A 19,956-nucleotide genomic window follows, 5' to 3' on the forward strand; every position below is an offset into this window, starting at 1 on the left:
TTTACGCTAATTTAATCTATTTTATTTACCTGACACTTTATTAATATTTTACCAAATTCAAACACTTAATTATATTCAAAACTTTTTACTTCTAGTCATATAATATAAAAAGCCAGAAAATGAACTCAATTAGATGAGCTTTTCTGGCTTTTCTTAATTGCTATATAGCATATATTTTAATCATTCATAGCTTCAGAAGTATGAATTTCGTCTTGTGTTAACTTAGGCTTTAATAAACCGTAGATAATTGCTGCAACTAATGAGCCGATAATAATTGCAATTAATGATTGAAGTACATGACCAAAGTCTGTACCTAATATAACAATGATACCACCATGTGGTGCTTGAATTGCAGAACCAAGTCCTAACGCAATAGCTCCAGCCACACCAGATCCAACCATCATTGAAGGTATAACTCGAATTGGGTCAGCAGCTGCAAATGGAATAGCACCTTCTGTTATAAATGATAAGCCCATGATGTAGTTCGGTAGTACAGAACCTTTTTGTTCTTTTGTGAATTTCTTACGGAATATTAGCATTGCTGTTGCAATAGCAATTGGAGGAACCATACCACCAATCATTGCTGCCGTAATCGGAGCAGCATTGCCACTTGTTAACGCTGCTACAGAGAATACATAAGCAGCCTTATTAAATGGACCACCCATGTCAATGGCCATCATTGCACCAACAACTAAACCAAGTAACATTATATTTGTACCTGATAAACTTTCTAATCCGTTCAATAATGTATTATTCAACCATGATGCTGGTGGATTAATGACATAAATCATTAATAATCCTGTGACCGTAACTGAAAGTACTGGGAAAATAAGAGTTGGTTTTAAACCTTCTAATGATTGAGGCATACCTGAGCATAATTTTTTAATACCTAATGTTAAGTAACCTGCTAAGAAACCTGCAAGAATACCACCAATAAATCCTGAATCACCTGTGCTTGCTAAGACGCCACCGACAAGACCTGCTGCAAATCCTGGTTTATCTGCAATACTGCGGGCAATATAACCAGCAAGTATCGGAATAATTAACATGAATGCACTCTTATTACCTATATTCCATAATTGTTCAGCAAAAGCATTATATTCTGAACTTTTTGGGTCAAAAGAGTTAGCACCAAATAAGAACGCAATTGCCATCAAAATACCGCCAGCAATAACAAGCGGTAACATATTAGATACACCGTTCATTAAATGTTTGTATATTGTTTTGCCGACACCTTGTTTTTCATTGCTTGTTGATTGACCACTCGCCTTATTGCCACTACGTGCTACAAATGGTTTACGAGATGTATCTTGTGCCAAGTTAATTAATTCTTCTGGTCGTTTTATACCATCTGCAACCGGTACTTCAACGACATTTTTACCATCAAAACGATCTGTCTCAACATGTACATCAGCGGCTACAATAATACCTGATGCACGTTGAATATCTTCGTCTGTAAGATGATTTTTTATGCCGCCGGATCCATTTGTTTCAACTTTAATTTTAACGTTCATTTTCTCAGCTTGTTTTTTCAAAGCGTCACGTGCCATATAAGTATGAGCAATACCTGTTGGACATGCTGTTACTGCTAAAACGTATGGTTCATTTGAATTTTCATTATCTGTGGCAACACCTTGAGTCGCTTCTTCAGTTGCTTCTTCTTCAGTTGCTTCATCATCTGCCTGATCTATAATTTGTAATACTTCTTCAGGTGAATTGGCATGAAGTAATGATTCACGAACTTTTTCATCCATCAGAATACCAGACAATTTAGCTAATGCATCTAAGTGTGTTTGTGCTCCACCTTCAGGGGCAGCAATCATAAAGAATAAATGTGCTGGTTGCATATCTAAACTCTGATAATCTACACCTGCTTTTGATTTCCCAAAAGCAATCGCTGGTGTTGTAACTGCTGAAACCTTAGCATGAGGTATAGCTATGCCTTCACCAATACCTGTTGTACTTTGAGATTCACGATTATGGATTGCTTCTTTAAAAGATGTCACATCATTTAGTTTTCCAGCTTTATCTAATTGATTAACTAGTTCGTCAATGACACCATTCTTTTCTGTTGAAGAAAGATCCATTGCAATTGTATCTTTTGTTAATAATTCGGTAATTCTCATATTATTCACTCCCGTCTAGTGTCGTAATCACAACTTGTGTTTTAATGTCTTCAATTGCAGTTTTCGTAGCTAAATCATCATTAAATGCTGTAGCAGTACCTGCCGACACAGCTTGTTTAAATGCTTCTTCAATCGTCAGACCTGCTTCTAAACCTGCAACCATGCCTGCTACTGTACTATCTCCAGAGCCAACAGTATTTACAACATGACCATTTGGTACACTTGCTTTATAACTGTATTGTTCATCGACATATACAGCTCCTTCTCCTCCCAATGAGATAATTACAGATTTAGCACCTTTTGCTAAAATTTCACGTGCAAATTGAATTACTTTTTGATCAGAATCAATTGTAGTATTAAACATCACTTCTAATTCATCTTTATTAGGTTTAATAAATAACGGATTATATTTTAATACAGATTCAACTAAATCTTTTTCAGCATCTACTACTAATTGTGCACCTGTTGCTTTTGTAATCTTACCTATTTGTTCATACGCATCATTAGGAACACTTTTAGGAATACTACCAGCGACAATCACTGTGTCTTTCTCAGTTGTATCTTTAATTTGCGATAATAATGTTTCAAACTGCACATTCGAAATTTGTGGACCAGGCGCATTAATTTCAGTTTCTTCACCCGTTTTTAATTTAACGTTAATTCTAGTATCCTCATCTACTTGAACAAAATCAGTAAAAATATTTGCTTTTGTTAAAGTATCTACAATAAATTGTCCTGGAAAGCCTCCTGCAAAACCAAGTGCAGTAGATTGTACTCCTAACGTTTTTAATACTCTGGAAACATTAATACCTTTGCCACCTGCAAATTTATATGTTTCTGTGGCACGATTTAACCCATTAAGTTCAAAGTCACTCGCAAACATAATGTAGTCAATAGAAGGATTAAATGTAACTGTATAAATCATAATGTTCCTCCAATAAAATTATATTTTTCAGCAAATAATCTAAAATATTTATTTGTCATTGCCTTCTTAGAAGTAATAAGTGATACATTAGCTTCTAATGGGACATGAGCAAAATAAACTTTTTCATATTTAGCATGGTCGATTAATACATAAACTTGTGTTCCTAATTCCATGGCATGATGTTTGATGATTGCTTCTTGTTCATCAGGTGTTGTTAAACCATATTTTAAATCAATACCATTCATTCCCAAAAATACTTTGTCAAAGCGATAACGCTTTAATGTTTCTAAGGCACTCGCACCAACTGTAGCAAATGTAGTGGATTTAACTTCCCCACCAATTATCAAAGTTCTAATCCCATATTTAAGGAGCTCTTCAACATGCGTTAGACCATTAGTCACTACGATTATGTCACTTGCTTTAATAAAAGGAATCATTTCGAGTGTAGTAGATCCTGCGTCCAAAAACACACAGTCACAGTCTTCAATTTGGCTCGCAGCGATTCTGCCAATTTCTTGTTTTTCTTTTAAATTAGTACCCCGTTTATCTACCAAATTAGGCTCTAACACTGATGATTGATTGAGTGTCGCGCCCCCATGCAATCGTTTTAATTTCCCAAAATTTTGTAGCTTTGATAAATCACGGCGAATTGTCGAGGCACTACAGCCAGTGCGATCTATTAATTCTTGTAATGTTAAAAAATCTTTTTTTGATAATTCAGTCAAAATTAACTCGTGGCGCTTTTCCGTTATCATACCTTCACCTCAGCTCATTGTCATTATAATGTTTCCGCTTTCTTTTTTCAATCATTTTTTGTCAAAAACAGTCAAAAACAGTCAATTATTAGTTGGAAATTTCATCTTTCCGTCATATTTTATTCTTAATATATCCACCTGTTTTAATTTCGTATATATTAAATTTTAAACAAGAGAGGCTTGGGCCTCCCCCTCTCAAACAAAACTATAAAAAATAGGATAAGGGCATAAATCCCAGAAAAAAGAAGCACTCAAATGATTTAATTCAATTCATCTGAGTGCTTCTTTTTTTATTCAATACTTCGTATTGATGGTTCGCTTTCTCAGAGGACAGATTCAGCCTGTAATCCAGCTTGTCCTGTTTCCTCAAGAGTCTCATCAAAACACGTCGTGTTCCTATGTTATTTTACATTAAAATACTTTTAAAAAATAAGGCCCTTACGTATAATTTGATCAATACGATTAAACTAAACTAACAAAGCGCCTTATAAATAAAGGTTATAAATTGACTTAGCACACACTATTAATGAAACTTTTAACATTAATACATTTATAGTAGCAACAACTAATTTCTGGATAGTAAACTTTAACATGTATATTCAGTCACAATGTCATGTTCCTGTTACTTTGTCTCTTGGATGATATGCATTACTTGTGCTTGCGTTACTGCGATTAAATCTTTTACACGTATATTAATTTGAACACCTCGGTCTCCACCACTTATATATATAGAATCTAATGCTTGAGCATTTTGGTCAATCACTGTTGGAAACTGACGCTTCATTCCTATTGGAGAACAACCGCCTCTAATATAACCAGTAACTTTTTTCAATTGTTCAAGCGGCATTAAGTTCAACTTTTTTTCTGTCACTGATTGGGCTGCTGTTTTCATATCTAATGTTTTATTTACTGGTATAATAAATACGAAGTGCTCATGCGCTGCATTTTCTAAAACAAGTGTTTTATATACATGGTCTGGATCAACACCTACTTTTTGTGCTACATGTTCCCCATCCATATGGTGTGTACTAATATCATATGTATTCACGCTATAAGCAATAGCTTGACTGTCTAAAATTCGCATCGCGTTTGTTTTCTTTTGTTTCATTTCATCACCTCATAGTATACCAACCATTTCAGTCGATACATATAACAGTTCAAATGATAGAATTCTACCCTTATCTATTATGTTTGAATAATCTTAATGCAAGAATTCAATCTATTTTCAAACTTTTAATAAAATCAACTAATTCATCACGCATCGATTCATCTTTCAAAGCATACTCAATCGTAGTTTTCACAAATCCTAATTTTTCCCCTACATCATAACGTTCACCTTCAAAATCATAAGCATAGACTTGATCGTCAGTGTTTAAACGTTCAATTGCATCTGTAAGTTGGATTTCACCCCCTGCGCCTTTACCTTGCGTTGCTAAGTAATCAAAGATATCTGCAGTCAATACATAACGTCCCATGATTGCTAAATTAGAAGGTGCTGTGCCTTGTTTTGGCTTTTCAACAAATTTCGCCACCTCGTATTTTCTACCTGACTTTTCCATTGGATCGATAATGCCATATCTATGCGTTAAGTTTTCTTCAACTTCTTGGACACCAATCACTGATTTCCCAGTTTCTTCGTATGCATTCATCAATTGTTTAATCGCTGGCGTGTCAGATTCGACTATATCATCACCTAATAATACTGCAAAAGGTTCAGTGCCTATAAATTGACGTGCGGAATATATTGCATGTCCTAATCCTTTTTGCTCTTTTTGTCTAACATAAAATATATTAGCAAGCTCTGTAGAGTATTTTACTTTTTCAAGTAACTCTTGCTTATCTTTTTCTTCTAAAATCATTTCCAATTCTTTCTGATTATCAAAATGATCTTCGATAGCTCTTTTATGTTTACCTGTTACGATAATGATATCTTCAATACCCGCACGAGCCGCTTCTTCAACTATATATTGAATTGTAGGTTTATCTAAGATCGGCAACATTTCTTTCGGCATAGCTTTCGTAGCCGGCAAAAACCTCGTACCCAAACCAGCAGCTGGTATGATTGCTTTCTTTATTTTTCTCAAAACGCTCATCCTTTTCTTAAACAAAATTTACGTACTGATTGAATATAATCTACGCTTCATTATTCATTTTAACCGTTAATATTATCATAACATTGAAACGTTTCACTTAATACTTTTTTCATTTATAAAAAAGAGCCACATAAACGTCATGGGTTAACGTTTGTGTAGCTCTATTTTAATGATTAATTAAGTGATGGTTGGCGAATTACATCTCCCGTTTTATTTACAACAACTTTATAGTCTCTTTTCTTCTTATATTCATGGAAAGTATAAAACATACCATCTTTCGATTCTTTTACATTTTTTAATACTGCATTTTGACCTAGTTCATCAATAGCGTATTTTTGCGCTATAACCTCAGATTCTTGAGGAGAGATATTAGGTTTATCATTTTGCTGTTTGATTTGATAAGACTTATCAAAAACACTTGCTTTATTATCTTCATCTACAGTTACTCTATAATACGTATTTGGTTTACTTTTATTTTCAAATGTAAAGATGTAATAATGAGCCCCTTGGCATGTTGTATCAATACCATAATCATTATAGACATTTGAATCGTTATTATCTTTATTCACTACTGTTTGTGCTTTTTTTAATGCATCGGAAAATGGAGGTAAATTTGCTTTTCCAACTTCGTCATCTTTTAAATCATGTGTAGTCAATTTGGCAATCGGTTTATAGTTTTCAGCGTTATACGGTTCATTATTTATTTCTTCTTTTGTTGCTGCTTTTATTGGATTCTCACTTTTTTCTTTAGTTATATCCTTAGCTTCTGCAATTTCATCCACAATAGAAAAACTAGAAATGGTTTCATGAACTTTGGCTAGAGCTTGTTGATTTGTAGCTATAAAAAGAAGAAACGCTAAACAGCAAGCGAGAAGGAAAGCCATGATAGTTAAAATTAAATTTTTCAAGTTTATCCCCTTACTTACAATTATTACATTTCCTATCATGTTATCACAGATTATTGACGAAAAACTTATATAGAACACAATTTAAAAGAATCGTAACCTTTGTTACATGTTTATTACGTAAAGCCTACTTTATTTAATACAAGTGTCATATTCAATACTTTATTCAACACAAATAATATAAATATCACCGTTGACACAATTAAATTCACGTGTAAAAAAGCGGAACAATGAAATCTAATTACTGTAATCAGATTTCATTGCTCCGCTTCTATAATAGAGAAAAAATTATTTCAAAAAATATCACTAGTGTCTATAACATATATAGGATTCAGACATGTCAACCACACTATAATCTATTCGCTCTTTCTTATGTTGAATTATGTTTTTCTAAAACGTGATCTCAACTGGCTCTCTATAAAGATGACCAGCATACCTAAAACCATGACGAATATCGACATGTATAATGGAAATTCAAAATTAATATCATATAATGTACCTGCAACTAATGGACCGATAAAATTCCCCATACTAGTAAACGTAGAATTTAATCCACCTGCGAAACCTTGTCTATTACCTGCTATATTCGAGAAATAGTTTGTAATAGCTGGGCGAATCATATCAAAGCCAATAAAAACAATAAAACTAATTAACATAATTGACCAATAGCTGTGAACAAAAGTTAATGCTAATAGAATAATTGCTGAATATAGCAATGAATAAGTAATAAACGTTAATTCTTTAAAATAGTTCATAAACTTATCAAAGAAGAATACTTGGAATACTGCACCCAAAATACCGCCACCTGTGATAGCAAACGAGATATCAATAGGAGAATATTGTGCTTTGTCTGCAGTATAAAGTGGGAACAGTGTTTCAAATGAAGACAACCCGAAAGCTAGTACTAAGGTTAAAATGATTGGCGTAAGAAAGACTTTCCAATCAATTTTTGTTAGCAACTCAGGTTGATATTTGGTAAATCCATCTTGCGTTTCATGTTTCGGATTTTTAATAAGTATAATTGAAAGTATCAAGGCTAAACAGCCACTAAAACCCGCTACATAGAATGGTAATCTATGTGAAACTTCTGCTAATAAACCACCAAGCCCTGGCCCTAAAATAAATCCAGAATTAATTATTGCTGACATGTATCCAAAATTTTTAGCTTTATCTCTACCTGATGAGATATCTGCGATCATGCCTGTGACACCTGGCATAACCATACCTGCACTAAACCCACCAAGTATTCTAGAAACAATCAGAAGTGAGAACGTATGACTTGCAGCAAATAAGAATTCTGAAATCGCAAATAGGCCTAAGCCAATACAGATGATTAACTTTTTACCTAATTTATCTGCGAGTGTACCGCCAAATGGTGAGATAATCATTTGGGCTAAAGCAAATACAGCTACCAGTATGCCTAAATCGCTACCTTTTAAACCTAAATCTTTTAAATAAACAGGGAGCACAGGAACGACTAAACCAATACCTAAAAAGACAAGAAAAATATTAAAATATAAAATAATAAACTGCTTCTTCACGTTGCTCGCTCCTTTCTTTTTATAAATTGTTTGAAGCGGCTTTCCATTCTCTAATATACGAGAACAAGCCTAATATTAGAATATTTTATAACAGTTTCATGAGAAATGACAATAAAAAATTTATTTTCTAATCACTATCATATAATATCGTAATTATAACTTGTATAATAAAGATGTATCTAATTTTCAGGATGGAGGTTTCCTATGATTTATCAAGTAGATGGTAAGACGATTGTTTTAGTATTAGAACAAGGTGAAGACATTGTATCTGCAGTAACAGATATTGCAACAGAACAAGGTGGACAATTTGGCACAGTTAGTGGCATCGGTGCATGTGCTAGCGCAGAACTTAACTTCTATAATTTAGAAACCAAAACTTATGAAAAGAAAACCATTGATGAACCTTTAGAGCTCATCAGTTTAATGGGTAATATCTCTCATATTGACGAAAAGCCATTTGCGCATTTACATGCCACATTCGGAACTAACCAATATGACACATTGAGCGGACATTTAACTAAAGCCGTCGTTTCTGCTACAGCAGAAATTGTAATCACAATGACAAATTTAGATATAAACCGCAAATACAATGAAACAATTGGGTTAAACCTGTTAGATTTATAATTTGTTAGTTAAAGTAAAAAGCGTGACTTTAGATTAAACTTTGTTCAAAAAGCAAAATGAGTAGTAAGCAGAGATGTTTCAATATATTAGGAGCATCTCTGCTTTTATACTTGTATTTATTCTCCTATAAATCACATGTTTTAATACCCTACTACAGAGTTACGTCTGTGTGTTTAACATGTATAACTTAAGTTAATAATTGAAATTTATATTTAAAAAATGTATCATGTAGTCTCATATTTCAAAAACATAGGTTAATATTTATCTTCGTTTATTAGCACAAAAGAAGTTTTAGATTGCATTTACTAATGCACAATCAAATTACAATTCATTAGTAATCTATTATATTAGCGCTTAATTAAAAAGAAAGTAGGTGTATTTATGCAAGCGCGTTATATCGCTAGAAGCATTTTCCTTATATTGATATTAGTTTCAATATTTTTCAATAATTATTTCCAATTTATGACGCTTAATCTATTTCTAGCGTATGTGCCGTTTGAACTATGCTTACTGTTAAATTTATTTAAACCAAAATACAAATATGAGTGGCCACTATTCATTATTTTCACACTTATTTTTGTCTTGATGGTGCCAAATACTTTGTATATGATTACTGACTTAATACATTTAAATCAGTTTAATTTCAATTTCTATCAAGGTTTAGTAATTAGTGAATGGGCGTATTTTGCATTCCTTGTATCTGGCGTATTACTAGCTATTTACCTATTAATTCTAATGTTTTTAGAAATGGAACAATTCACGCAACATCTCTGGCTCAATAGATTAATTATTGTAGTTATGATGTTCTTAAATGGTCTTGGTATATTTATTGGACGCTTCTTACGTCTACATTCAGTTTATCTTATTCATGAACCGCTTCGTATTTTTAATGAAGTATCTTCGAGTTTAAATACTGATACGTTACGTTTTATTTTATTACTTATTGCATTACAAGTGATTATCTTCCTATTTGCGAAAGGAGTGCGTAGCGTAAAATGACTTTGAATATTTTAGTTCTCATTATAGTTTTAATTTTATGTCAATTAATCATCGGACATTTATTACATGATGTAGGTTTTTCATATCTTCACAGCATTATATTGATGTTGTTCCCATTAGGTATTGGTTTATTTTATCTACAACTATTTTATTATGAACGTCGTTTTCCAAATTGGAGCGTCCCCATCAACATAAAATTAAGATTAAAATATATGTATATATTAACGTTTTTTGAATACGTAACTTTATATATTTGTGTTTTTAGATTTTAATAGATTTATGAAGCATTTATTATTATATTTATAAACAAACGGTCTCATCCCTATAAATATATGTAATAATTTATATACTTGCCTAAACAATACTAAGCTGTCGACAAGTCTTTAAACTTTTGTCGACAGCTTTTTATGTGCATAAATATTGATTCATCCATTATGATAATGTGATCAAAAATCGATTCATTTCCCTAAATAAAGCAAATATATTCTATCAGATTTCCATACTTTTATTAGCTAAGCAAACCTATATTTAACGAATCTTTATTACTACCTCATCATTATCAAAGATAAGGGGCTAAGACATGTTACTATGCCCCAACCCTTAACTAAAGCGTTATATATATAAACTAATTTATATGAATACATTATGCCATATATTTTAAAGCTTTAATGCTTGTTTAACTTCTTGAACCGACTCTGCAGAAACTTTTAATTGCTCATATTCATCATTAGATAAATTTAAATCTACAATACTTTCAATACCATTTGAACTTAAAATTGTTGGAACCCCTAAGCATATATCTGTAAATTGATATTCCCCTTCTAGTAGTGCAATACTAGGCAGTAATCTATGTTGGTCTTTCAATATAGCTTCAATCATACTGTATACTGCTGAAGCTGGAGCATAATAAGCTGAGCCATTTCCCAGTAATTCTACGATTTCTGCACCGCCCTTACGTGTACGTTCAACAATTGTCTCAATTTGTTGTGCATCAAGTAGTTTATGAAGTGGTACTCCATTAACATTAGTTGAATCTACTAACGGAACCATCGTATCGCCATGACCACCTAATACTAAACCTTTAATATCTTTAATAGAAACTTTTAAGGCTTCAGCAATAAACGTTAGATATCTTGATGTATCTAATACACCGGATTGTCCTATTACTCGCTCTTTTGGAAATCCAGAAGCTTTCAATACTGAATACGTCATAGCATCTACAGGATTCGTAAGTACGATAATCTTACAATCAGGTGAATATTTCACGATTTCTTTTGTAACATCATGCATAACCGCCTCATTAACCTGTACTAAATCGTCTCTACTCATCCCAGGTTTACGTGGCACACCTGCTGTAATCACTACAACATCTGAATTTTTTGTATCAGTATAGTCAACGGACCCTTTTACATTTACATCAAAGCCATAGACTGGACTACTTTCTAAAATATCTAGTGCTTTACCTTTAACTTGGCCTTCATTTGTTGGACGGTCAATCAGTACAACGTCAGCCAACTCTTGTTGAGCAACAATAAAAGCCAATGTTGCACCCGTATTGCCGCCACCTATAATAGAAACTTTTTGTTTTGTCATAAAAGCAACTCCCTCATACAATCTCTTGATCACGTTACTTAAATTATATCATCTCTAGCCACCGATAATGATTTCATTTCGTTAAGTTAAATTATCAAATTTACTTATGTGTTTTTTGCCTTTTAATCCATTTCCAAATTATAAAAATGACTAAAACAATTAAAATGAAATAAATAATTTTAGAATAGATATTCATGTAGTAAACAATTGCATGCCAATTTCCGCCCACTGCTTGTCCTAAATAAATCAGCACGATATTCCAAATTAAGGTACCAAGCGTAGTAAACAAAATAAACAAAGGTATATTCATTCGAGTTAAACCAGCTGGGATGGAGATTAAACTTCTTAACAGTGGCACAAAACGACAAAAGAAAATTGTCCAATATCCATACTTTTCAAACCAATTAATTGTTCTATCTATATCTTTGATTTTCACACGTAAAAATTTCCCATAACGGTTTACAAAGCGATATAAGTTCCGCTCGCCGATCCAGGCACCAATACCATAGAGAACAATAGCCCCAATAACAGAACCAAGCGTTGAAGTGATTGTCACGCCAATAAAGCCTAAATCAGACTTAGTTGTCATAAAACCACCAAAAGTTAAAATGATTTCAGATGGTATTGGAGGAAATATATTTTCCAATAAGATTAATAATCCTATACCTAAATAGCCATGTTGCTCCATAAAATGCGTTATCCACTGTTCCATTCATTTCCTCCTAAAGCTCGTTAAAACAAAGCATTAAAATAGATTATTTGTTAACGCATATAAATACATTGATAAGCCAAATAGAACCATACTTAAAATTGTTAGTATCAATGCTAAAACCATTACACGTTTATAATGTTTAATAAATGCTATGAATAAAATAGCACCATTATAAAAGAAAAATAGTCCAAAAAGTGTCATCATTATATTAATATCAGGATATACAATATTTAATATTGCAATGACTAAAGCAAAACCTAAAAACGGAAAATTAATAAAATTACGTTGAAACTTATGTTGTTTTAATTGATGTTGTTCGTTCTCTGTATTCATTATCTTTACTCCTTCAAACTTTAAACTACGGGATGTCATGACCTAAAGAAGCCGTATAAATATCAAACCATTCTTGATCTGTAAGTGACACCTTCAAGCCATTAATCGCTTCATCAATACGTTCGATTTTGTGTGTGCCTAGCACTGGCATTAGTGATGCAGGATGTTTATTTAACCATGCCATAACGATACCATTCAAGGTTACATTATATTTTTGTGCTAAAGGAGAAACAACTGCCATGATTCTAGCAGATTTTTCGTCTTCTAAATCGAATAATTTACCACCTGCCATAGGGCTCCACGACATAATTTTAACATCATCTTTATACATATGATTAATGATACCATTTTCAATAGCGTCTAAAGTATATGGCGACACTTCCAGTTGATTTAAAGTGATATGCAATTTATCACAAACTAAACATTTGCTTAGTAAATCATATTCAGATTTATTGAAGTTTGAAACACCAAATGACTTAACTTTTCCTTGTTTAACCAATGCTTTTATTGCTTCAGTCACTTCGTTAGGGTCCATTAAAGGTGATGGTCTATGAATGAGCAGAGAGTCTAGTTGCTCAACTTGTAAGTTTTGTAACGAACGATCAACAGATTGAACAATATGCTCTTTACTATGATCATAGCGATGGCCACTTGTTTCATGAAGTGGACTTGATGGCAATACAATACCACATTTAGTTACAATTTCAATTTGATCACGAAGTTGTGGTGATAATTTTAGCGCTTCACCAAAGATACTTTCACAACTGTATGAGCCATAAATATCAGCATGATCCATAGTTGTAATACCTCTTTCAACCAATTCATTCAAATATCTATTTAATTGTTGAGGTGTCCAGTTCCAGTCTTTCGCTCTCCAAAACCCTTGTATTACATTCGAAAAAGAAACGTATTGATTAATTTTCACTTTATTCATATATCTTCAACACCCTTTTTATTATATTCAATAATCAAGTGAACTGTAGCATATCCAATTTATTGCGCAGTTGGTTTTCATCTATTTGTTCACCAATAATTACAATTGTTAACGGCATCGCTGTGTCGATGACTTCATAATCTGGCAAACCAAATGCATATTGAAATTCATATATATCATTTGGCGTATCGTGAAACTTGACGTATCCCTTTAATCTTAGAACATTATCAGGTAGCCGTAAAATAAACTGATAGAATAATTGACGATCAATTGGCCCAGTAAATTGATACTGTAAGCTCTTAATTCCATGATGATGCATTGGCTGACCTAAATGTGACATACTATCATCTGTTGTTAAAATTAAATTATCCATATTTAAATCAGCATATGATGTATAAAATTTCAGTGCTTGTGGGTTAATTTTTTCAATTTCTTTCATCTTATCGTACTCAACACTTTTCAACAAATCCATTTTATTGATTACAATTGCATGACTTACTTTTAATTGTTCTTCCATTAATTGTATTGTACTATCAGTATATTGGGCTCTATTCAAAAATCTCGGTGCGTCTGCTAAGCCTATAACTACTGGTGTGGCAAGGTGTTCAACGATTTCAGGATCTTGGCAAGCCGCAATAATTTCAATTGGGTGTGCGATACCCGTAGCCTCAATTATAATATGGTGCGTTGCACTTTTGTTAATAAAATGTTTTAATTGTTTTATTAAATCCCGTTGCAAGTCACAACATATGCAACCATTTAATATCGATGCAACCTCTATATCATGGCTTAATGCATTGCTATCTACATCTATATTGCCGTATTCATTTACGATGATACTTGGGTTTTCATTTTTATTTAGTAAATATTTTACATAATTACTGAGAAAAGTTGTTTTCCCACTACCTAAAAAACCTGTTACTACGGTAATAGCGATTTTAGGCTGTTTAATATTTTTCAAAAATCTCACTCATTTCATAAATTTAAATGTTTGTGTAAAAGATAATTTTTTCGTATAATTAATCTTTCACTTGATAAAATATTAGATATCTTCTAAACTTTATACACGCTATATTTTAGCATGGCACAGTGCAAAAGTGTATTTGAGGAAGTGTCACACACAACGTTAGACGGATTCAGGTCCGATGCAAAGTAAAGAAAACGGATAGAATGTCTGGAGGAGAACTTATGTCTGAACCACTTAATTTAAAGGAACAACTTTGTTTCAGTTTGTATAACGCTCAAAGACAAGTAAATCGCTACTACTCTAATAATGTCTTTAAGAAATACAAACTAACATACCCACAATTTTTAGTACTTACTATTCTTTGGGGTGAATCACCTGTCAATGTCAAAAAAGTCGTTACAGAATTGGCGCTTGATACTGGTACTGTATCTCCATTACTTAAGAGAATGGAACAAGTTGATTTAATCAAACGTGAACGTTCTGAAGTTGATCAACGTGAAGTATTTATCCATTTGACTGATAAGAGCGAAGCAATTCGTCCAGAATTAGATACTGCATGTCAAGATGTTGCAGTTGCATCTTCTCTTGATGAAGATGAATCTAAAGAATTAAATAGATTACTTGCAAAAGTAATCGACGCCTTTACTGAAGAAAAAGCAAAATAAGCTTTTCTACCTATATTAAAGGTTAAAGATATATCAAAATGATTCCTTAAATATACTTGATTTAAAGAGAGAGCTCAAACACTTTTGTGTTTGAGCTCTTTTTTGATTATTTTAAAACTTCAAACTGCGAACTGTAAACCTTAAAAATACCTGGTCGTAATTCCCATGATTTTTCGACTTAAACTCGCTTAAATTCATGCTCTGCATATAATTGAAAGTAAGAGTTTATTTTGTGTTTTTATGCCAAGTTACAATCACATAATTTTAGAATTTATAATTCTTCCCATTATGAGGCATTAATCTTAATCATTTTTTGTAGATAGCCTTTTTCTTTAGTTGCTAAAGTTTCATAACTACCTTCTTCTAGAATAGCACCTTCTTGCATAACAATAATTTTATCAAAGTTTGGTAACAACCTTAAATCATGCGTAGCTACAACTAACGTTTCAGCGTGCTTATGGACTAAATCCATAACTACATTTGTATGATGAACATCTAAAGCAGTTGTTGGTTCATCAAGTATCCAAAGTGAAGAAGGTTTTAATAATAGTCTTGCTAAAGCCAATCTTTGTATTTCTCCTCCAGATAATGTCTGACCAGAAAGTGTAATCACTCTATCTAAATTAATGTGCGCTAATCCAAGTCGGTCTAGTACCTCTCTAAGTACATCGTCTTCTTGTTCTGAAAATAAATTCTCTCTTACAGTGCCATCAAACAATTGTTGGGATTGTAAGAGTGCGTTGATATAACTATATTTATCTTCATTTAATATTTTAGAAATATGTTGTTGATGTAAAAGCACTTCCCCTTCATCACTTTGATATAGGCCTAGCATAAGTTGTAATAAAGAGCTTTTACCTGAACCAGATGGCCCTACTATCGCTACGTGTTCTCCTTTATTAATGACTAAGCGAATCTGGGATAATACAGGTGTTGATTGGTTCCAATATTTGAAATCAACGTCTTTTAATTGCATTAAAGGCAATGCATCTGACGTTCCTATTTGCATAGATTCGTTACCTTGTGTCATTGGATGGGCAATCACCTCATTAATATCAGTTAATGCTTGGTCCGTATCAGCTTTATAATAAGCCACGTTACTCATTGGAATCGCTTGTTCAAATAACGTTAACATCATTAATACAATACTTGTCAAATACACAACATCTAATTGTTGGTTTTGTACTTGAACAACACCTAAGTATAAAGTTAAAAATAATGCAATCATCGCTACAACATTCAAGCTATATTCATAAAGTGACAGAAAACGTTGCTCTTTAGCTTGTACACTTTCATATGCATCTAATTGCTCTATAACTTGCTTTTTATAATATTCTGTTTGATTAAACCGTGTTAACTCATCATAGCCTTCTTTATAGTCATAAAATTGACTTAAAAATTCACCTTGGACTTCATTTACTTGTCTTTTTAATATACGTGCTCTTTTAGCACTTAACCAAGGAATAACAATTAACGTAGCTAGCATACTCAAACAAATAATCACTGCATGTATATATGAAAAATAAAATATCGTAACCATTGTGACGATTGCCGTTAATCCGATGACTACTGGCGGATAATAAACCCTTAAATATATGTTTTGCAAAGCCTCTACTCTACCAATCATACGTGCAATTAAGTCACTAGAATTGAATTTTCTATAAACATCAGGTACAACTGGAAGTAATTTTTTGAAGAATTGAACTCTCACATCGCGTAACATTGTAAATGTTGTTCTATGAGAAAGTAATCTCTCAATATATCTTGCTACCGCTCTAAGAAATCCAAACATTTTCACTGAAACAATCAATACCATCAGCGCAAACAGCGGAGCCCCTAAGGCACTTTGAGTAATCATATAACCGCTTAAAAAGAACATACCTAATGCGACTAAACTACCGACTACACCAACTAAAATAGATAATATTAAATCCTTATCTATACTAAATTTAATCCGTGGTTTCATGTTCATCACCGCCTTGTCGAGGGTCGTTTAATATACGCGTATCGCCTGACTTTAAAACTCCTTGTTCAATCAAAATACGTCTGTCTGCATTTTTAATCGTATGTGCTCTATGCGCAATAGTAATCATTGTGATATTAGAAAACTGCCTTTCAATAACATTTTGTATTACATTTTCAGTTTTCACGTCTAAGCCTGTTGCTGGCTCATCAAAGATTAATAGGTCTGGGCGTCCCAATAATATTCTTGATAGCTCTATACGTCTCATTTGACCGCCTGAGAGCATCTCTCCACCTTCACCTATTCTTGTATCTAAACCATGTTTTAGCGATAACACTTTTTCTTTTAATTCAACATCTGCTAAAACTTGTAATATTTGTGCTTCCTCAACTTGATGAAACATCGTTATATTATCTCGTATAGATGAATTGAAAATATAAGGAGCTTGACTAAGAAACCCTATATTTAAATTTTTCTGTTTGTAAGTAATTGTGCCATCACTAGCTTCCAAATTTTGTGCGATCAGTTGCGCTAATGTTGACTTTCCAGCGCCACTTTTTCCAATTAAAGCGATATGCTCACCACTTTTTATGCTTAAATTAATATCTTTTAATGCATACTTAGAAGTGTCTTTATATTTAAAATCTACTTGGTCTAATCGAATCAAAGCACTCTGATTTAAATTAATTTGTATTTGAGGTTTAGGATCTTTATTCTCTTTATCTAGCACTTCAAACAACACATCACTAGAACCTTCACTTTGTTTCCCGGTATGGAAAGATTGACCAAGATCTTTAATTGAATTGTAAAATTCTGGTGCCAATATAATCGCAATCGCCGCTGTCTTAAAGTCTAAATTATGAAATAAAATCAAACCTAAACCAGCCTCTAACGCAACTAAACCAATACCGAGCATACTAATAAATTCGAGCATTAAGCCAGATAAAAAAGCACTTCTTAAAATACGCATCGTTAAATCCCTAAACGTAGTACTTTCCTCATAAAGTTCTTTTTCTGTATGTTCAGTTCTATTAAAAAGTTTTAACGTTATTAGACCTTTTATTTTATTTAAAAATTGTTGACTAAACTGATTTAAATAAGTCATTTTATCTTTAGATTCATCACGGGTTTTCAAACCAAAAATGATATAAAAAAGTGGAATAAAAGGTGCTGTGACTATCATAATCAATGCCGTATTTAAATGAACAAAACACATAGCAATGATTACTAATAACGGTATCATCATTGATTTAAATACTTGCGGAAAATAACTATTAAAAAAAGGAACAATGCCATCAACACTTTCAGTTAAAGTGTTCATTTGCACACCAATTGGATCTTTGGATTGCTTTATAATAAGTTGCTTTCTTAAATCGCGCTTAACTTTCGCTGCCATTTGATTGCCTATCATTTGGTTTATAGTATTAAATGTAGCACGTGCTATTAAAACTACTAAGGTAAACATTAAAATATTTAATAAATCATGATTAGCGCTTAATAACATTGCGTTTAATATTTCTGCAATTGAAATATTTTGTACTACCACTGTAATTGCTAAAAGTGTACTAACTACAAACATAAAGATAGGATATATTTTATATTGCATTGCTAAACTTGTTAATCTTTTCACAAATATCACCTACCTCACATTATAGACTGCCTGTATAAAAGTTAAATTAATTCGCTCATTGTTTTATATACTTTTTATGATGTTTTCATATTTTAGACATAATTAATTTTTTTAATTTTAATTGAGGATTTACTGTAACTTTACACATGTCCTTTAAAATGACTATTATCTATTAATTATATACATCTTTAGTCCAAAATCACATTTTTAAGTGGCATAATACATTTTTATTGTGCTATCATTAAAAAATGAAAATACACAAAATTTTATAAGTACTATGAAAGTAGGTAAATTATGTTAATACTTGAATTGATTAAAGGTATCATTCTAGGTATCGTTGAAGGTTTAACAGAATTCGCTCCCGTTTCATCGACAGGTCATATGATACTCATAGATGACATGTGGTTGAAATCGAGTGAATTTTTAGGATCTGAATCGGCATTTACATTTAAAATTGTCATCCAACTAGGTTCAGTATTCGCAGGCGCTTGGGTATTTCGTGAGCGTTATTTCGAAATGTTACATATCGGTAAATATAGAGCAGAACCTATTGATGGTATTGGTCAAAAGCCAAAACGTTTAAATTTATTACATATCATTGTAGGTATGATTCCCGCAGGTGTTTTAGGTTTGCTATTTGATGATGTTATCGAAAAATATCTATTCAGTGTACCAACAGTAATGATTGGGTTGTTTATAGGCGCAATTTATATGATTATTGCTGATATCTACAGTAAAAGAGTTACAAATCCACAAACTGTAGACCAAATCAATTATTTCCAAGCTTTTGTTATTGGACTATCTCAAGCCATAGCAATGTGGCCAGGTTTTAGTAGATCTGGTTCAACAATCTCTACTGGTGTATTAATGAAAATGAATCATAAGGCTGCCTCAGATTTTACGTTTATTATGGCAGTACCTGTCATGCTTGCAGCAAGTGGTTTATCACTAGTAAAAAATTTGGAATATATTCAATTAAATCATATTGGTTTCTATATTCTTGGCTTTATCGCCGCGTTTATTGTTGGGTTAATTGCAATCAAAACTTTCTTATACTTAATTAGTAAAATTAAATTAATACCATTTGCAATTTATAGAATTATATTGGTCATTATCATCGCTATTCTTTACTTCGGCTTTGGTATTGGACAAGGTATCACAGGAGAATAATTTAAAGTCTAATTTAAATGC

The 19,956-nt window shown here is 32.4% G+C and carries 19 protein-coding genes; 5 read left to right on the forward strand and 14 right to left on the reverse strand.

Annotation, left to right across the window (positions count from 1 at the left end; genetic code table 11):
* Window positions 1-176: 176 nt before the first annotated feature.
* From ACW5YJ_RS12770 to norA, 7 genes are all read right to left on the reverse strand, one after another.
* Window positions 177-2,126, reverse strand: coding sequence for a PTS fructose transporter subunit IIABC (locus ACW5YJ_RS12770; RefSeq protein WP_017722554.1), 1,950 nt, complete (start codon window positions 2,124-2,126; stop codon window positions 177-179).
* Window position 2,127: 1 nt separating this feature from the next.
* Entirely contained in the window at window positions 2,128-3,051 is a 924-nt protein-coding gene (gene pfkB, locus ACW5YJ_RS12775) for a 1-phosphofructokinase (protein WP_107552019.1), read from the reverse strand.
* Window positions 3,048-3,806, reverse strand: a complete 759-nt coding sequence (locus tag ACW5YJ_RS12780) for a DeoR/GlpR family DNA-binding transcription regulator (RefSeq protein ID WP_457338265.1) — start codon at window positions 3,804-3,806, stop codon at window positions 3,048-3,050. The genes pfkB and ACW5YJ_RS12780 overlap by 4 nt, the downstream gene beginning before the upstream one ends.
* A 622-nt stretch (window positions 3,807-4,428) precedes the next feature.
* Window positions 4,429-4,914, reverse strand: a complete 486-nt coding sequence (ybaK, locus tag ACW5YJ_RS12785) for a Cys-tRNA(Pro) deacylase (RefSeq protein WP_017722557.1) — start codon at window positions 4,912-4,914, stop codon at window positions 4,429-4,431.
* Between the two features lie 106 nt (window positions 4,915-5,020).
* A complete protein-coding gene (galU, locus tag ACW5YJ_RS12790; RefSeq protein WP_017722558.1) occupies window positions 5,021-5,890 on the reverse strand; it encodes a UTP--glucose-1-phosphate uridylyltransferase GalU in 870 nt (289 codons plus the stop codon).
* A 182-nt stretch (window positions 5,891-6,072) separates the two neighbouring features.
* Window positions 6,073-6,807 carry a hypothetical protein gene (locus tag ACW5YJ_RS12795; protein ID WP_017722559.1) on the reverse strand — a complete coding sequence of 245 codons (735 nt, stop codon included), beginning with the start codon at window positions 6,805-6,807 and terminating at the stop codon, window positions 6,073-6,075.
* A gap of 377 nt (window positions 6,808-7,184) precedes the next feature.
* Window positions 7,185-8,345, reverse strand: a complete 1,161-nt coding sequence (gene norA / locus ACW5YJ_RS12800) for a multidrug efflux MFS transporter NorA (RefSeq protein ID WP_017722561.1) — start codon at window positions 8,343-8,345, stop codon at window positions 7,185-7,187.
* Between the two features lie 204 nt (window positions 8,346-8,549).
* On the opposite strand from norA, the gene ACW5YJ_RS12805 reads away from it, so the two are divergent.
* The 3 genes from ACW5YJ_RS12805 to ACW5YJ_RS12815 all read left to right on the forward strand — a co-directional run bounded on the left by ACW5YJ_RS12805 (window position 8,550) and on the right by ACW5YJ_RS12815 (window position 10,240).
* Window positions 8,550-8,969 carry a PPC domain-containing DNA-binding protein gene (locus tag ACW5YJ_RS12805; RefSeq protein WP_107552021.1) on the forward strand — a complete coding sequence of 140 codons (420 nt, stop codon included), beginning with the start codon at window positions 8,550-8,552 and terminating at the stop codon, window positions 8,967-8,969.
* 381 nt (window positions 8,970-9,350) lie between these two features.
* On the forward strand, window positions 9,351-9,968 hold the full coding sequence (locus ACW5YJ_RS12810; protein ID WP_017722563.1) for a DUF1361 domain-containing protein: 618 nt from the start codon (window positions 9,351-9,353) through the stop codon (window positions 9,966-9,968).
* On the forward strand, window positions 9,965-10,240 hold the full coding sequence (locus tag ACW5YJ_RS12815) for a hypothetical protein (protein ID WP_080619637.1): 276 nt from the start codon (window positions 9,965-9,967) through the stop codon (window positions 10,238-10,240). Before ACW5YJ_RS12810 ends, ACW5YJ_RS12815 begins: the two co-directional genes overlap by 4 nt.
* A 385-nt stretch (window positions 10,241-10,625) precedes the next feature.
* Here ACW5YJ_RS12815 and mdh read toward each other — a convergent pair whose 3' ends face one another.
* The 5 genes from mdh to ACW5YJ_RS12840 form a co-directional block, all read right to left on the reverse strand.
* Window positions 10,626-11,561, reverse strand: a complete 936-nt coding sequence (gene mdh / locus ACW5YJ_RS12820) for a malate dehydrogenase (protein WP_017722564.1) — start codon at window positions 11,559-11,561, stop codon at window positions 10,626-10,628.
* 100 nt (window positions 11,562-11,661) lie between these two features.
* Window positions 11,662-12,273, reverse strand: a complete 612-nt coding sequence (locus ACW5YJ_RS12825; protein WP_017722565.1) for a DedA family protein — start codon at window positions 12,271-12,273, stop codon at window positions 11,662-11,664.
* A gap of 33 nt (window positions 12,274-12,306) precedes the next feature.
* Complete coding sequence (locus tag ACW5YJ_RS12830) at window positions 12,307-12,606, reverse strand: hypothetical protein (RefSeq protein WP_017722566.1); 300 nt, start codon at window positions 12,604-12,606, stop codon at window positions 12,307-12,309.
* A gap of 25 nt (window positions 12,607-12,631) precedes the next feature.
* Window positions 12,632-13,540: an aldo/keto reductase gene (locus tag ACW5YJ_RS12835; RefSeq protein WP_107552035.1), complete on the reverse strand. Its 909-nt coding sequence runs from the start codon at window positions 13,538-13,540 to the stop codon at window positions 12,632-12,634.
* A 34-nt stretch (window positions 13,541-13,574) separates the two neighbouring features.
* The gene (locus ACW5YJ_RS12840; protein WP_457338266.1) at window positions 13,575-14,501 is read right to left on the reverse strand and encodes a CobW family GTP-binding protein; all 927 of its coding nucleotides are present in this window, start codon (window positions 14,499-14,501) and stop codon (window positions 13,575-13,577) included.
* Between the two features lie 227 nt (window positions 14,502-14,728).
* Here ACW5YJ_RS12840 and mgrA point away from each other — a divergent pair, with 227 nt between their 5' ends.
* Entirely contained in the window at window positions 14,729-15,172 is a 444-nt protein-coding gene (gene mgrA / locus ACW5YJ_RS12845; RefSeq protein ID WP_017722569.1) for a global transcriptional regulator MgrA, read from the forward strand.
* Window positions 15,173-15,458: 286 nt separating this feature from the next.
* On the opposite strand, the gene cydC is transcribed toward mgrA, so the two are convergent.
* Both cydC and ACW5YJ_RS12855 read right to left on the reverse strand, forming a co-directional pair.
* Window positions 15,459-17,138 (reverse strand): thiol reductant ABC exporter subunit CydC, encoded by a 1,680-nt coding sequence (cydC, locus tag ACW5YJ_RS12850; protein WP_017722570.1) that lies wholly within the window; start codon window positions 17,136-17,138, stop codon window positions 15,459-15,461.
* Window positions 17,122-18,765, reverse strand: coding sequence for an ABC transporter ATP-binding protein/permease (locus ACW5YJ_RS12855; protein ID WP_135092215.1), 1,644 nt, complete (start codon window positions 18,763-18,765; stop codon window positions 17,122-17,124). The genes cydC and ACW5YJ_RS12855 overlap by 17 nt, the downstream gene beginning before the upstream one ends.
* Before the next feature lie 294 nt (window positions 18,766-19,059).
* On the opposite strand from ACW5YJ_RS12855, the gene ACW5YJ_RS12860 reads away from it, so the two are divergent.
* Window positions 19,060-19,935 (forward strand): undecaprenyl-diphosphate phosphatase, encoded by an 876-nt coding sequence (locus ACW5YJ_RS12860; RefSeq protein WP_017722572.1) that lies wholly within the window; start codon window positions 19,060-19,062, stop codon window positions 19,933-19,935.
* Window positions 19,936-19,956 lie beyond the last annotated feature (21 nt).

Source organism: Staphylococcus sp. mip270_02, from assembly GCF_054031535.1.

Bases quoted from the DNA above. Each gene is read 5' to 3' on its own strand.
- ACW5YJ_RS12770 (WP_017722554.1), bottom strand. From the start codon at position 2,126: ATGAGAATTACCGAATTATTAACAAAAGATACAATTGCAATGGATCTT.
- pfkB (WP_107552019.1), bottom strand. From the start codon at position 3,051: ATGATTTATACAGTTACATTTAATCCTTCTATTGACTACATTATGTTT.
- ACW5YJ_RS12780 (WP_457338265.1), bottom strand. From the start codon at position 3,806: ATGATAACGGAAAAGCGCCACGAGTTAATTTTGACTGAATTATCAAAA.
- ybaK (WP_017722557.1), bottom strand. From the start codon at position 4,914: ATGAAACAAAAGAAAACAAACGCGATGCGAATTTTAGACAGTCAAGCT.
- ACW5YJ_RS12805 (WP_107552021.1), top strand. From the start codon at position 8,550: ATGATTTATCAAGTAGATGGTAAGACGATTGTTTTAGTATTAGAACAA.
- ACW5YJ_RS12810 (WP_017722563.1), top strand. From the start codon at position 9,351: ATGCAAGCGCGTTATATCGCTAGAAGCATTTTCCTTATATTGATATTA.
- ACW5YJ_RS12815 (WP_080619637.1), top strand. From the start codon at position 9,965: ATGACTTTGAATATTTTAGTTCTCATTATAGTTTTAATTTTATGTCAA.
- mdh (WP_017722564.1), bottom strand. From the start codon at position 11,561: ATGACAAAACAAAAAGTTTCTATTATAGGTGGCGGCAATACGGGTGCA.
- ACW5YJ_RS12825 (WP_017722565.1), bottom strand. From the start codon at position 12,273: ATGGAACAGTGGATAACGCATTTTATGGAGCAACATGGCTATTTAGGT.
- ACW5YJ_RS12830 (WP_017722566.1), bottom strand. From the start codon at position 12,606: ATGAATACAGAGAACGAACAACATCAATTAAAACAACATAAGTTTCAA.
- ACW5YJ_RS12835 (WP_107552035.1), bottom strand. From the start codon at position 13,540: ATGAATAAAGTGAAAATTAATCAATACGTTTCTTTTTCGAATGTAATA.
- mgrA (WP_017722569.1), top strand. From the start codon at position 14,729: ATGTCTGAACCACTTAATTTAAAGGAACAACTTTGTTTCAGTTTGTAT.
- cydC (WP_017722570.1), bottom strand. From the start codon at position 17,138: ATGAAACCACGGATTAAATTTAGTATAGATAAGGATTTAATATTATCT.
- ACW5YJ_RS12860 (WP_017722572.1), top strand. From the start codon at position 19,060: ATGTTAATACTTGAATTGATTAAAGGTATCATTCTAGGTATCGTTGAA.